Annotated in this window: 9 protein-coding genes and 1 pseudogene; 9 read left to right on the top strand and 1 reads right to left on the bottom strand. The window is 72.4% G+C overall.

The window, feature by feature from the left end:
* Positions 1-193: 193 nt before the first annotated feature.
* Complete coding sequence (locus ACH4E7_RS03005; RefSeq protein ID WP_396247245.1) at positions 194-1,252, bottom strand: nuclear transport factor 2 family protein; 1,059 nt, start codon at positions 1,250-1,252, stop codon at positions 194-196.
* 156 nt (positions 1,253-1,408) lie between these two features.
* Here ACH4E7_RS03005 and sigJ point away from each other — a divergent pair, with 156 nt between their 5' ends.
* From sigJ to cydD, 9 genes and pseudogenes are all read left to right on the top strand, one after another.
* Positions 1,409-2,293 (top strand): RNA polymerase sigma factor SigJ, encoded by an 885-nt coding sequence (gene sigJ / locus ACH4E7_RS03000; protein ID WP_396247244.1) that lies wholly within the window; start codon positions 1,409-1,411, stop codon positions 2,291-2,293.
* A gap of 73 nt (positions 2,294-2,366) precedes the next feature.
* Positions 2,367-2,552: pseudogene (locus tag ACH4E7_RS02995) on the top strand (carboxymuconolactone decarboxylase family protein); the annotation flags it as partial.
* Positions 2,553-2,774: 222 nt separating this feature from the next.
* The gene (locus ACH4E7_RS02990; protein WP_396247243.1) at positions 2,775-3,602 is read left to right on the top strand and encodes a response regulator transcription factor; all 828 of its coding nucleotides are present in this window, start codon (positions 2,775-2,777) and stop codon (positions 3,600-3,602) included.
* A gap of 12 nt (positions 3,603-3,614) precedes the next feature.
* The gene (locus ACH4E7_RS02985; protein ID WP_396247242.1) at positions 3,615-5,126 is read left to right on the top strand and encodes a sensor histidine kinase; all 1,512 of its coding nucleotides are present in this window, start codon (positions 3,615-3,617) and stop codon (positions 5,124-5,126) included.
* 240 nt (positions 5,127-5,366) lie between these two features.
* Complete coding sequence (locus ACH4E7_RS02980) at positions 5,367-5,978, top strand: Uma2 family endonuclease (RefSeq protein WP_396247241.1); 612 nt, start codon at positions 5,367-5,369, stop codon at positions 5,976-5,978.
* Positions 5,971-7,335 carry an oxygenase MpaB family protein gene (locus ACH4E7_RS02975; protein ID WP_396247240.1) on the top strand — a complete coding sequence of 455 codons (1,365 nt, stop codon included), beginning with the start codon at positions 5,971-5,973 and terminating at the stop codon, positions 7,333-7,335. The genes ACH4E7_RS02980 and ACH4E7_RS02975 overlap by 8 nt, the downstream gene beginning before the upstream one ends.
* A 383-nt stretch (positions 7,336-7,718) precedes the next feature.
* Positions 7,719-9,263 carry a cytochrome ubiquinol oxidase subunit I gene (locus tag ACH4E7_RS02970; RefSeq protein ID WP_396247239.1) on the top strand — a complete coding sequence of 515 codons (1,545 nt, stop codon included), beginning with the start codon at positions 7,719-7,721 and terminating at the stop codon, positions 9,261-9,263.
* Between the two features lie 30 nt (positions 9,264-9,293).
* The gene (gene cydB, locus ACH4E7_RS02965) at positions 9,294-10,319 is read left to right on the top strand and encodes a cytochrome d ubiquinol oxidase subunit II (protein ID WP_396247238.1); all 1,026 of its coding nucleotides are present in this window, start codon (positions 9,294-9,296) and stop codon (positions 10,317-10,319) included.
* Between the two features lie 4 nt (positions 10,320-10,323).
* Entirely contained in the window at positions 10,324-13,992 is a 3,669-nt protein-coding gene (gene cydD, locus ACH4E7_RS02960; protein WP_396247237.1) for a thiol reductant ABC exporter subunit CydD, read from the top strand.
* Positions 13,993-14,102: the final 110 nt, after the last annotated feature.

Here is a 14,102-nt window from a genome sequence, read left to right as displayed (position 1 = left end):
ACGCCGCCCGAAGCTCATCCGGCGGCTGCGCGCCGCTGCCGCACCAGGACCTGCCCGCCGCCTTCGACCGTACGGACGACGGCATGGCGCACCAGCGGTCGCCATGCCGTCGTCCAGGTCGACCGCGGCACCTGAGGGGCACCGGGCGCGACCAGCGCGGCCTGGAACCCGTCGGCGTCGGAACCCGGCGGCGTCAGAACCCGACGGCCTCGCGGAGCAGCAGGACGGTGCCCGGGGTGAGCCGGGCCGGCGCGTTGAGCACCAGCAGCTGGTTGACGGCGCTGGGCTGCCCGTAAGCGGCCCGGGCGCGGGCGTCCTCCAGCGGCAGGGCGTGCTCCTGGACGCGGCGCAGGGCGGTGGGCAGGTCGGGGACCACCTTCTGCGCGCCGACCACCCAGATCGCCCGCCCGGCGCCGCCGACGCCCCCGGGCAGCTGGCTTCCGGTGCCCGAGGCGAGGACCAGGGAGCCGGTCTCGGTGACGGCGGCGACGCTGCCCACGATGACGTCGGGGGTGGCGGCCAGGCGCCGGAGGTCGTCGGCCTCGGTGACCCGGTCCATGCCCAGTGCCCGGGTCTTGACGGACCGGTAGCGGCCGCCGGTGTTGATGTCCTCGTCGAGGCCGGACAGCCGGAGGGTCTCGCTCGCCCCGGTGAACACGCTCGCGTCCGCCGGGATCAGCTCGTGGACCCGGGCGCGCGCGGCGGCGGCGTCGTCGAGGATCTCGACGGTGAAGCCGTGTTCCGCCAGCGCGGCGGCCGCGCGCTCCAGCCGGTCCGCGGGCGCCGGGGCGGTGAACGGCGGACGCGCCTGCGCGGCCCCCGGCGCCGAGCCGGTCAGCGGGGTGGTGTCCAGGTACCGGATCTCATAGACCCGCTCGGCGAACCGCCAGCCCTGCGCCGTTCGGCGGTAACGGTCGTGGTAGATCGCATGGTTGAGCCCCTGGAAGTCGTTCTTCAGGCGAACGATCTCGTGCATGTACGCGCGGCCCGTCGCGGTGTCGCCGTCGATCTCGATGGTGCCCGGGTGGGTGGTCTGCACGAAGAAGTCCCACTGTTCCTGGAGCTTCTCGCCGCCGACGCGGATCTGCTCGATGCCGGTCAGCTCGACGGGGACGTCGGGCATCCGCAGCACGCCGTCGGGCGTGAAGAGTCGGGAGAGGCGGGCGCGGTCGCGCATCATCACGGCGTCGGTGAACTCGGCCTGCAGCGCCTGGATCTCGACGCGGTCGGCGATCACCTGGAAGTCGTTCATCGGGTTCCTCCGTTTCGGTCCTGTCCGGTACGACGACCGGCACGACAACCGGTACGACAGAACGGCCCGCCGGAATGTGAGGTGGGCCGGACGTCACATTCCGGTGCGCCGTCCGGTCGGAAGGAGGAGTGGACGGACAGCGGCGGGAGGCGGGGAATGGACCAGGACCTGGACGTGATCATGAGAGAGCGGCGTCAACTGATCAATCTGGCCTACCGATTGCTCGGTTCACTCGCCGACGCCGAGGACGTGGTGCAGGAGACCTACGCCCGCTGGTACGCGATGACCCCGGAGCGGCGGGACGCCGTCGCCTCCCCCGGTGGCTGGCTGACCACGGTCGCCAGCCGGATCTGCCTCAACCTGCTCGGCTCCGCCCGCGCCCGGCGGGAGCGCTACGTGGGCGAGTGGATCCCCGAGCCGGTGCCCGAGCGCCGGGAGTGGACCGACGGGGCCACGGCGGACCCGGCGGACCGGATCACCCTCGACGAGTCGGTCAACATGGCCTTCCTCGTCGTCCTGGAAGCCATGACGCCGGCCGAGCGGGTCGCGTTCATCCTGCACGACGTCTTCCAGTACCCGTTCGCCGAAGTGGCCGCGATCGTCGGCCGCTCGACGGCGGCCTGCCGCCAGCTGGCCTCCTCCGCCCGCCGCCGGATCCGCGCGGCGCAGGCGCCGGCCGCCCCGACGAGCACCCGGGCCGGCATCGTCCGGGACTTCAAGCGGGCCTGGGAGGCCAAGGACCTCAAGTCCCTGATGGACCTCCTCGACCCGGACGCCACCGTGATCTCCGACGGCGGCGGGCTGGTCATCGCCATGCTGCGGCCGCTCTCGGGCAGCGAGCGGATCGCCCCCTTCCTCGACACCATCCGGTCCGTGCCCGGCAGGACGCTGCTGGAGCGCACCGTCAACGGCCAGCCCGGCCTGGTCGCCCAGCAGGACGGCGTCACCGACACCGTGTTCGCGTTCCGGATCGCCGACGACCGGATCACCCACATCTGGGCGGTGCGCAACCCGGAGAAGCTCCGCCCCTGGACGGAGTGACGCAGGACACGTCCAGAGCTGTCACAAGCCGCCCGGCTGTCGTGTCCTAAGGGGCGGCGACGGAAACCGCGAGACCGAAGGAGCCGACGGGGGCGGGGGCGCCGACGAGGCCTGGGAGAACGCGGCGAAGCACTACGACGAGGAGCAGCTCGCGGCGCTGGTCTGCACGATCGCGCTGATCAACGCGTTCAACCGCGGCAACGTCATGATCCGCCAGCCCGCCGGCAGCTACCAGCCCGGCCAGTTCGCCCAGCGCTGAGCCGGCACTGCGGGGGCACTGCGGGGGCACCGCGGGGACATCGCGTCGACGGCCGGGGAGCCCCTCCCCGGCCGTCGGCGTTCCCGGCGCACGCCTGACGTACGCCCGGCGCCTGTACGCACACCACCGAGCCCACCCCTGCAGGCTTGTCGCCCAAAAACCGACCGATAAGGTGTTAATCCAACATTCATCCATGCCGCATAGCCTGCGAGAGCTAGCCTCATGCTGAACGTCATCGTCCGACCGGGAGGCGAAACCCCCGTGCAAGGCACTGTCACCACACCGGGCGGCTCCGCCGTGGCCGGGAGCCAGGGCGAGGCCTTCCTCCTCGTCGTGGACGACGAGCCGAACATCCGCGAGCTGCTCGCCGCCTCGCTGCGCTTCTCCGGATTCCGGGTGGCCTCCGCCGCGAGCGGGACCGAGGCGCTGGAGCTGATCGCCTCCGAACGCCCGGACCTGGTGGTCCTCGACGTGATGCTGCCCGACCTCGACGGCTTCACCGTCGTCGCGAAGCTGCGCGAGCGCACCACCCGGGGCCAGATCGCCGGACCCGTGCACGGGCACCCCGGCGACCACCTGCCGGTGCTCTTCCTCACCGCCAAGGACGGCGTGGGCGACAAGGTGCAGGGCCTGGCCGCAGGTGCCGACGACTACGTCACCAAGCCGTTCAGCCTGGAGGAGCTGATCGCCCGCATCCGCGCGATCCTGCGCCGGGCCGGCGGGCCCGCCGAGGACGGCCGACTGGTCGTCGCCGACCTCAGCCTCGACCCGGTCGCCCACGAGGTCACCCGCGCCGGCACCCCCGTCTCGCTCTCCCCGACCGAGTTCAAGCTGCTGCACTACCTGATGGCCAACGTCGGCCGGGTGGTCTCCAAGGCACAGATCCTCGACCACGTCTGGGCCTACGACTTCGGCGGCGACCTCTCCATCGTCGAGTCCTACATCTCCTACCTGCGCCGCAAGCTCGACTCCGGCCCGGCCCACGGCCCCAAGCTGATCCACACCGTGCGCGGCATCGGCTACGCGCTGCGCCGCCCCCCGCAGGGCTGACCGGACCCGCTCGTGTTCGCCCGCTTCTCCTCCAGGTTGTCGCTGCGCGCCCGGCTGCTGGTGCTCGCGCTCGCGCTGGTCACCACCGGGCTCGCGGTGAGCGACACCTTCGTGCTCGGCACCGTACGGGCGCAGCTGGTGGAGCAGTTGGACGAACAGCTCCAGCGGTACGGGCCGCCCCTGTCCCGCAAGCCCCCCGGCCGGCTCACCACGCCGGACGCCGGCAAGCCCGCCGTCACCGGGCGGCGGATCAGCCTGCCCAGCCAGTACCTGGTGCAGTACCTGTCCTCGGACGGCAAGGTCCAGGCGCTCATGGTCCAGCCCGTCTCGGACAGCGACCCGGCGCCGCAACTGGCCGGGCTGGACCCGACCCGGACCGCCCCGGACGTCCCCTTCGACCTGCCCGACCAGCGCGGCCACCACAGTTGGCGGGTGCTGGTACTGCCGCTGCGGGCGCCCCGCACCCCCACCCCCGGGATCGGCGCGTACGCCTCGCCGACCACCACCCCGACCTACGTCATGGTGGCCGTCTCCCGCGAGGACATCGACGCCACCATCGGCAAACTGCGCACCTCCTTCCTCGCCATCGGCGGAGCCGTCCTGGTGCTGATCGCCGCGCTCGGCTTCTTCGCCGTACGGGCCGGGCTGCGGCCGCTGCGCCGGATCGAGTCGGACGCCGCGCGGATCGCGGCCGGGGAGCTGTCGCACCGCATGCCCGAGCTCTCCCCGGGCACCGAGGTCGGACGGATGTCGATCGCGCTCAACGGCATGCTCACCCAGATCGAGGCGGCCTTCGCCGCCCGCGCCGAGTCCGAGGCCCGGATGCGGAGCTTCGTCGCGGACGCCTCGCACGAGCTGCGCACCCCGCTGGCCGGCATCCGCGGCTTCGCCGAGCTGTACCGGATGGGCGCGCTGCCCACCGAGGCGGACGTCAAGCGGACCATGACCCGGATCGAGAGCGAGGCCGTCCGGATGGGCGCCCTGGTCGAGGACCTGCTGGTGCTCGCCCGGCTGGACGAGGAGCGCCCGCTCGACCTCGCCCCGATGGACCTGCGCACCCTCGCCGCCGACGCGCTGCACGACCTCACCGCCCTCGACCCGAGCCGCCCGGTCGCGCTCACCGGCCCCTCCGGCACCGGGGCGCCGGCCGCCGCGCCCGTCCTCGGCGACGAGGCGCGGCTGCGGCAGGTGGTCACCAACCTGGTCGGCAACGCGGTCAAGCACACCCCGCCCGGCACCCCGGTCCGGATCGGGGTCGGCGGCGGGGCCGACGGGGTCTGCCTGCTGGAGGTCGCCGACTCCGGGCCCGGCCTCACCGAGGAGCAGGCCCAGCGGGTCTTCGACCGCTTCTACCGGGTCGACGCCTCGCGCAGCCGCGACAACGGCGGCGGTGGCGGCCTCGGCCTCGCCATCGCCACCGCCCTCACCCGCGCGCACGGCGGCACCCTCACCCTGAACACCGCACCGGGCGAGGGCGCTACGTTCCGGGTCGAACTGCCCGCGAACGGCGACCGGGCCTCCTGAGTCTTTGTCGACTCGTCAATTCCTCTGCGAACCAAGCAATTTGCTGCGCCGTTCATTGCCGGACATCGGCATGGAGCGTAAAGAATCCGTGTGCCTAAGGCGTTTCCGGGCCCGAAACTCCTCGATCGGGTGAACCCGCTGCCGTTCACCCGGTCGGCCCCTCGGTCGTGTGCGACTGTGCTGCCGTCGCTTGTGCGAGCTCGTACAGGCTGATCACACTGGACGGGAAAGAGGTGTCTCGTGAGCGCGCTCGTTTCTGAGGTGACCGTCGTGAACCTGGACCAGGTGTTGTGGCAAGCGTGGAAGTCCATGGATGTGCCCGAGGGGTTCCGCGCGGAGATCATCGAGGGGACGATCACGTTGTCACCCACTGGCGAGACCCGTCACTTCACCGTCAACAGGCGGCTGGGTCGGGCTCTGTACGACTACCTGAGCGGTACCGGCTACGGGCCGGCACAGGACGGCAACGTGATTGCCGATCTCAAGGTGTTCATCCCGGATGTCTTTGTGGCGCCGGACGACACAGACGACATCGAGCATCCCGAGGGCGTGGGGGTGCTGGCCTCAGGGGTCTCGATGGTTGTCGAGACTGTCTCGCCGGGTGCCGAGGCCCGCAAACGCGACCATGTCCTCAAACGTCGCGCCTACGCCGGTGCAGGCATCCCGGTGTATGTGATCATCGACGACTGCGACGAGGGCGGCACCGTGACCGTCCTCACCGGGCCGGACAGGGAGCGCCGCGCCTACGAGTACTCCGCGCGGATTCCGTGCGGCAAGGAGGCCGTGATCCCGGAGGGCCCGGCCAAGGGCTTCGTGATCGGCCCCGGGATCACCGGCGAACGCCGTGACTGACCCCGACGTTTCGTTCAAACGGGACCTGTCCGAGTGGCGGATCGCCCTCGTCGCCTGGCGCCTCCTGGTGCTGCAGGCCGCCGACCCGGTGGTGGGGGCCGGCATGACGGAGCACTCCACGTACCGGGCGCATCCGTGGCGGCGGATCGAGCACACGCTGGGGAGCGGGCGGCGGCTTTTCTACCAGGACGCGGAGGCGTTGCGGGGGGAGGTCGCGCGGCTGGACCGGGCGCACAAGCGGATCCGGGGGACGACGCCGGACGGGCGCCCGTACGACGCGCGGGACGCGGCGACCAGGGTGTGGGTGCTGCTGACGCTGTTCGAGTGCGTGGTCGCGATGCGGAGCCTGGGCGGAGACCGGTACGACGCCGCGCAACTGGAGCTGGCGTACGGGGAGTTCAAGGAGGCGATCGCGGCCTTCGGCCTGCCGGAAGAGGAACTGCCCAAGAGCGCAGCGGACTTGCCCTCCTACTTCGCCCGCTACGCCCGCGAGAGGCTGGAGTTCAACGAAGCGACCCGCTACCTGCTGGACGGCATCCTGCGGGAGGCTCCCCGTCCCCGCCGGCTCTGGTTCCTCGGGGACGCCGGCTGGCGGGTCACCCGCGGGCTGGTCGCCCGGGTGATCCGGGAGCTGACCGTGGCGGACCTGCCGCCGGTGGTGCGGGAGCGGTTCGGGCTGGTCGCCACCCGGCGGGGCGCGCTGCTGTCCGTCCTGCTGCACCGCGGCGCCGGTGCCGTCGTACCCCTGCTCCCGGACCGACTGCGCTACCGCTCCCCGGAGGAGCAGCGCCCGCCGCGCCGCTACCGCCCGATGCGCCGGGACGCGCGCGGGCCCCGGGTGGACCGGTTCTTCCGCGAGGTGCTCGACCAGACCGGCGACGGCTACATCACCGTGCACGACCTGCGGGCGATGGCGCACAACGTGTGCTGGCAGCTGGACTTGGACGAGGCCGCCGAGGCCCGGGTGTACGAGGCGTTCGACGGCTGGTGGGAGCAGCTGCGCGCGGTGATGGACGCCAACAGGGACGGCCGGGTCAGCCGGGAGGAGTTCACGGCGGCCACTCTGGCGGGCTGCGACCGGGACGAGGCCTACCTGGAGCAGGGGTTGCTGCCCGCGCTGCGGGCGGTGTTCACCGCGGCCGACGCCGACGGCAGCGGCTTCCTGGAGTTCGACGAGTACCGCGCGGTGTTCGGTGGGCCGAGGGTCCATCCGGCCGAGTTGTCGCACGGTTTCCGCCAGTTGGACACCGACGGGGACGGGCGGATCACGGTGGAGGAGTTCCTGCGCGGCTTCACCGAGTTCTTCACCGCCCGCGCCGACTCCACCTCGGGCGCCCAGCTCCTGGGTCGACCGTAGTCACGGGCCTGCACCCGAAGCCGGCCCCGCCCGCCCAGCAGGCCCCGCCCGCCTAGCACGCTCCGCTCGCCGAAGCGAGCGGGGCGCGCCCCTGTCAAGCGCCGGTTCGGCCAAGAGGCGCGCGTGGTCCGCCCGGTCGTTCGTTGCCCCGGCCCCCGCCGGATCCGCAGACTGTGCGGACCGCAGCGCAAACCGTGACGCATGGCACACGACTGTCAACCCCACCCCACCTGCAGTTCCCTCGTAAGGATGATGGATACTGAGGCTTGTGAACGTGTTCACGTTCACAAGCGGACAAGCCTGCGTGGTTGAGCAGCGGTCTACGGCTATGGACGAGGTTTGTCCGAAAACGCCCTGAGAGGGGCCGTTGGAGAGAGGGCGACGTGGAACTGGCAATCGCTCACGAGACCATTGCGCGATGGCAATTCGGCATCACCACCGTCTACCACTTCCTCTTCGTACCGCTCACCATCAGCCTCGCCGCGATCGTGGCCGGGTTGGAGACCGCCTGGGTGCGCACGAACAAGGAGAAGTACTTCCACGCGACCAAGTTCTGGGGAAAGCTCTTCCTCATCAACATAGCGATGGGTGTCGTCACCGGAATCGTGCAGGAATTCCAGTTCGGCATGAACTGGTCCGACTACTCCCGCTTCGTCGGTGACGTCTTCGGCGCCCCGCTCGCGATGGAGGCGCTGATCGCCTTCTTCTTCGAGTCCACCTTCATCGGCCTGTGGATCTTCGGCTGGGACAAGCTGCCGAAGAAGATCCACTGCGCCTGCATGTGGATGGTCTCGCTGGGCACCGTGCTCTCCGCCTACTTCATCCTGGCGGCCAACAGCTGGATGCAGCACCCGGTCGGCTACTCGATCGACAAGGCCACCGGCAAGGCGCAGCTCACCGACATCGCCAAGGTGCTGTTCCAGAACACCACCCTCACCGTGGTCTTCCACACCCTGACCGCGGCCTTCCTCACCGGCGCCGCCTTCATGGTCGGCATCGCCTCCTTCCACCTCTGGAAGGCCAAGCGCAGGCCGGAGACCGCCGACCCCGAGAAGACCGCCGTGATGCGCACCTCGCTGCGGCTCGGCCTGGTCATCGCGGTCATCTTCGGCGCCGGCACCGCGCTCAGCGGCGACACCCTCGGCAAGGTCATGTTCGAGCAGCAGCCGATGAAGATGGCCGCCGCCGAGGCCCTGTGGGACACCCAGGCACCCGCGCCGTTCTCGATCTTCGCGGTCGGCGACGTCAGCAAGGGCCACAACTCGGTCGAGCTGGAGGTCCCCGGAGTGCTGTCCTTCCTCGCCAAGGACGACTTCAGCTCCGCCGTCCCCGGCATCAACGACACCGCCGCCGCCGAGGCCGCCGCGCACGGCGGCAACCCCAAGGACTACATCCCGAGCGTCTTCATGACCTACTGGGGCTTCCGCTTCATGATCGGCTTCGGGATGACCTCCTTCATGGCCGGCCTGGTCGGCCTCTGGACGACCCGACGGAAGCTCTTCCTGCGCCCCGAATTCCGCACCGGCGAGACCGAGGTGCCCCGGCTGATGCTCACCCCGAAACGGGAACTGGGCCCACTGCTCACCAAGTGGAGCTGGCGGATCGGCATCCTGACCATGGGCTTCCCGCTGATCGCCAACAGCTTCGGCTGGATCTTCACCGAGATGGGCCGTCAGCCCTGGGCCGTCTTCGGCCTGATGACCACGGCGAGCGCCGTCTCCCCCAACGTCGGCGTCGGCACCCAGATCGGCGCGCTGGTCACCTTCACCGTGCTGTACGCGATCCTCGCCGTGGTCGAGGTCCGGCTGCTGGTCAAGTACGCCAAGGCCGGCCCGGTGGTGACCGAGCGGCCCCCGACCGGGGACCCGTCGCTGCGCGGCCCGTCCGCGGACGAGGACGCCGACAAGCCGCTCGCCTTCGCGTACTGACGCACCCCACCGTGGAACTGAGGATCTGACATGCAACTCCACGACGTCTGGTTCGTGCTGATCGCGGTCCTGTGGATCGGCTACTTCTTCCTGGAGGGCTTCGACTTCGGGATCGGCGTCCTCACCAAGCCGCTCGCCCGCGACACCGCCGAGCGCCGGGTGCTGATCAACACCATCGGCCCGGTCTGGGACGGCAACGAGGTCTGGTTGCTGACCGCCGGCGGCGCCACCTTCGCGGCCTTCCCGGACTGGTACGCGACCCTCTTCAGCGGCTTCTACATCCCGCTGCTGATCATCCTGGTCTGCCTGATCGTCCGCGGCGTGGCCTTCGAGTACCGGGCCAAGCGCGACGGCGCCCGCTGGCAGCGCAACTGGGAGGAGGCCATCTTCTGGACCTCCCTCATCCCGGCCTTCCTGTGGGGCGTGGCCTTCGCCAACATCGTGCGCGGCGTCGACATCGACGCGCAGAAGAACTACGTCGGCACCTTCTGGGACCTGCTCAACCCGTACGCCCTGCTCGGCGGCCTGGTGACGCTCGCCCTGTTCACCTTCCACGGCGCGGTGTTCGCGGCGCTCAAGACGGTCGGCGAGATCCGTGTGCGCGCCCGCAGGGCCGCCCTGCGGGCGGGCCTGGCGGCCGCCGTCCTCGCCCTCGGCTTCCTGACCTGGACCCAGGCCGACAGCGGCAACGCCAAGAGCCTGGTCGCGATGGTGATCGCCGTGCTGGCCCTGCTCGGCGCGCTGGCGGCCAACCAGCGCGGCCGCGAGGGCTGGGCGTTCGTCCTCTCCGGGGCGACCGTCGTGGCCGCGGTCGCGATGCTCTTCCTGGCGCTCTTCCCGAACGTCATGCCGTCCACCCTGAACGACGGCTGGAGCCTGACCGTCGGCAACGCGGCCTCCTCGCCGTACACGCTCAAGCTGATGACCGTCGTGGCGGCCGTGTTCACCCCGCTGGTGCTGCTCTACCAGGGCTGGACCTACTGGGTGTTCCGCAAGCGGATCGGCGTCCAGCACATCCCCGGGCACCACCCGGCCGCCCCGCTCGACCAGGCCTGACGCCGTGAAGCCGGTCGACCCCCGACTCCTCGGGTACGCCCGCACCACCCGTGCCTTCCTCGCCGGATCCGTGCTCCTCGGCGGAGCGGGCGCGGCCCTGGTGGTCGCCCAGGCGAGCCTGATCGCCGAGATCGTCGTCCGCGGCTTCCAGCGCGGCGCCACCCTCGGCGAACTGACCACCCCGCTGGTGCTGCTCGCCCTGACGGCCGTCGGGCGCGGGCTGGTCGGCTGGCTCACCGAGCTCACCGCGCACCGCTCCGTCGCCCGGGTGAAGTCCACCCTGCGACTGGGGCTGCTCGACCACGCCACCGCGCTCGGCCCGTCCTACCTGGCGGGCCGGCGCACCGGCGAACTCACCGCCCTCGCCACCCGCGGCATCGACGCCCTCGACGACTACTTCGCCCGCTACCTGCCGCAGCTGGCCCTCGCCGTGGTCGTCCCGGTGATCGTGCTGCTGCGGATCGCCGGCGCCGACGTCACCTCGGCCGCGATCACCGCCGGGACGCTGCCGCTGATCCCGCTGTTCATGGTGCTGATCGGGATGGCCACCCAGTCCCGGATGGACCGCCAGTGGGACACCCTGGCCCGGCTCTCCCACCACTTCCTCGACGTGGTCGCCGGCCTGCCCACCCTCAAGGTGTTCAACCGGGCCCGCGCCCAGGCCGCCACCATCGCCCGGATCACCGCCGACTACCGCCGCGCCACCCTGCGCACGCTGCGGATCGCCTTCATCTCCTCCTTCGCGCTGGAGCTGCTCTCCACCCTGTCCGTCGCGCTGGTCGCGGTCACCATCGGCTTCCGGCTGGTGGACGGCTCGCTCGACCTGGAGACCGGGCTGCTGATCCTCGTCCTCGCCCCCGAGGTGTACGTTCCGATCCGCCAGGTCGGCGCGCTCTACCACTCCAGCGTCGAGGGCCTGACCGCCGCCGACGAGATCTTCCGGGTGCTGGAGACCCCGCTGCCCGCAGCCGCGACCCGCCCCGCCCCCGAGCTCACCGGCGCCGTGATCACCGCCGAGGGCCTGACCGTACGCCACCCCGGGCGCGCCGTGCCCGCGCTGGACGGCGCCGCGCTGACCCTGCGCCCCGGCTCCAGCACCGCCCTCACCGGCCCGAGCGGGGCCGGCAAGTCCACCCTGCTGTCCGTACTGCTCGGCCTCACCACCCCCGAGGCCGGCACCGTCCGGATCACCGCCGCCGACGGTCGCGCGTACGACCTCGCCGAGCTGGAACCGGAGAGCTGGCGGCGGCAGATCGCCTGGGTGCCGCAGCACCCCCACCTGTTCGCCGGGACGGTCGCCGAGAACCTGCGGCTCTACCGCCCGGAGGCGACCGACGACCAGCTGTGGACGGCGCTGCGGGCCGCCCACGCCCTCGACTTCGTCACCGACCTGGACACCCGGCTGGGGGAGGACGGCGCCGGGCTCTCCGCCGGACAGCGCCAGCGCCTCGCGCTCGCCCGGGTGCTGCTCGCCGACGACCGGCCGCTGGTGCTGCTGGACGAGCCCACCGCCAACCTGGACGGCGGCTCCGAGGCCGCCGTCGTGGCCGCCGTCCGGACCCTCGCCGAGGACCCGGCGCGCACCGTGCTGGTCGTCGCCCACCGGCCGGCGCTGCTGGCGGTCGCGGACGAGCGGGTCCGGCTGGCGGGGCCCGCTGCCGTCGCGGCCTCGGATCCGGTCGCCCCGCTCGGCGACCCGGCCCCGCTCGGCCACCCGGCTCCGCCCCGAGCCGAAGGGCGCGCCGGTGCCGAAAGCCTGGGCCCCTCCTGCCCGATGGCGGGCAAGGAGGGAGAGCGACAAGCGACCGACGAAGGAGGGAGTGCCGGAGCGAAGAGCGTCGGCGCCGGGTCCGAGCGCCCGGAGGCGAGCGGGCGAGTAACAGTCCGCCCCACGCCCGCCCCCGCCGAGCCCGAGGAGCCCGGGACCGAGCCCGCCGCCCCCCGGCTGGCGCTGTCCGTCCTGCTCGGCTCGCTCGCCCTCGGCTGCGCCGTCGCCCTGATGGCCACCTCCGGCTACCTCATCTCCCGGGCCTCCCAGATGCCCCCGGTGCTGTACCTGATGATGGCCGTCACCGCGGTCCGCGCCTTCGGCATCGGCCGCAGCTTCTTCCGCTACACCGAGCGGCTGGTCTCGCACGACGCCGTGCTGCGCACCCTCGGCACCCTGCGGGCCGCCGTCTACCGGCAGCTGACCGTGCTCGCCCCGGCCGGGCTGCCCGCCTTCCGGCGCGGCGACCTGCTCTCCCGGCTGGTCGCCGACGTCGACGCGATCCAGGACCACTACCTGCGCTGGCGGCTGCCCGCCGCCGTCGCCGCCGTGGTGGCGCTGGTCTCGGTGGTGGCGACGGGCGCCTTCCTGCCCGCCGCCGGCCTGGTGCTCGGCCTCGGCCTGCTGCTCGCCGGCGTGCTGGTGCCCGCGCTGGCCGCCCGCTGGTCGGCCGGCGCCGAGCGGCGCCAGGCCCCGGCCCGCGGGCAGCTGGCCACCACCGTGGTGGACGCCTTCACCGGCACCGCCGAGCTCACCGTGGCCGGCGCCCTGCCCGGTCGGCTGGCCGCCGTCCGCGCCGCTGACTCCGCGCTGACCCGGCTGGCCGCCCGCTCGGCCGCCACCACCGCGCTCGGCACCGGGCTGATCGCGCTGCTCACCGGCCTGACGGTGGTGGGCGCGGCGGCCGTCGGCGTCCAGGGGGTGCGTGACGGGGCGCTGGCGCCGGTCTGCCTGGCGCTGGTGGTGCTGACCCCGCTGGCCGCCTTCGAGGCCGTCGCCGGGATGCCGCTCGCCGTCCAGGCCCGCCAGCGCAGCCGCGCCGCGCAGGCCCGGTTGGACGAGCTGCTGGACGCTCCCGCACCGGTGGAGGAGCCCGCCGAGCCGGTCGCCCTGCCCGAGCAGCCGCTGCCCGTCGCGGTGCGCGGGCTGACCGTACGGCACCCCGGACAGGCCGTGGACGCGCTCGCCGGGGTGGACCTCGACCTCGCGCCCGGCCGCCGGATCGCCGTGGTCGGCCCGTCCGGCTCCGGCAAGACCACCCTCGCCCAGGCGCTGCTGCGCTTCCTGGAGCCCGGCGCCGGGTCCGTCACCTTCGCCGCCGGTCGTCCACAGGCTGTGGACAGTCGCGCGCTCGCGGGCGAGGACGTCCGCCGGGTGATCGGCCTCTGCGCCCAGGACGCCCACGTCTTCGACAGCTCGCTGCGGGAGAACCTGCGGCTGGCCCGCCCCGGCGCGGACGAGACCGAGCTGCGCGCCGCACTCGCCGCCGCCCGGCTGCTGGCCTGGACGGACGGCCTCCCGGACGGCCTGGACACCATGGTCGGTGAGCACGGCGCCCGGCTCTCCGGCGGCCAGCGCCAGCGGCTCGCCCTCGCCCGGGCGCTGCTCGCGGACTTCCCCGTACTCGTCCTGGACGAGCCCGCCGAGCACCTCGACCTGCCCACCGCCGACGCCCTCACCGCCGACCTGCTGGCCGCCACCGAGGGCCGCACCACCGTGCTGATCACCCACCGGCTCGCCGGGCTGGACGACGCCACCGTGGACGAGGTGCTGGTGCTGGACGGCGGCCGGGTGGCCGAGCGCGGCCGCTGGTCCGAGCTGGTCGCCGACCCGGACGGGCGGCTGCACGCGATGTGGCGACGGGAGCGGGAGGCGGACGGCCTGCTGGAGCCGGCGGGTCTCTGAAAGCGGTGACCTTCTTCGACTGAAAACCGTACAAACTAGGCTTTCTTCCTAGACCCCACGCCAGACCTTCCCGAGGCCACTCCCGAGCCGACACCCCATTGGGTGCCCGA

The sequence above is a fragment of the Kitasatospora sp. NPDC018058 genome (assembly GCF_044327205.1).
GTDB lineage: Bacteria > Actinomycetota > Actinomycetes > Streptomycetales > Streptomycetaceae > Kitasatospora.
The sequence above is the reverse complement of the archived record's forward strand: the minus strand, read 5'-3'. Positions and strand labels throughout refer to the sequence as shown.

Excerpts from the sequence above, each read along its gene's own strand:
- cydB (WP_396247238.1), top strand. The coding sequence starts at position 9,294 with ATGCAACTCCACGACGTCTGGTTCGTGCTGATCGCGGTCCTGTGGATC.
- ACH4E7_RS02990 (WP_396247243.1), top strand. The coding sequence starts at position 2,775 with ATGCTGAACGTCATCGTCCGACCGGGAGGCGAAACCCCCGTGCAAGGC.
- ACH4E7_RS03005 (WP_396247245.1), bottom strand. The coding sequence starts at position 1,252 with ATGAACGACTTCCAGGTGATCGCCGACCGCGTCGAGATCCAGGCGCTG.
- sigJ (WP_396247244.1), top strand. The coding sequence starts at position 1,409 with ATGGACCAGGACCTGGACGTGATCATGAGAGAGCGGCGTCAACTGATC.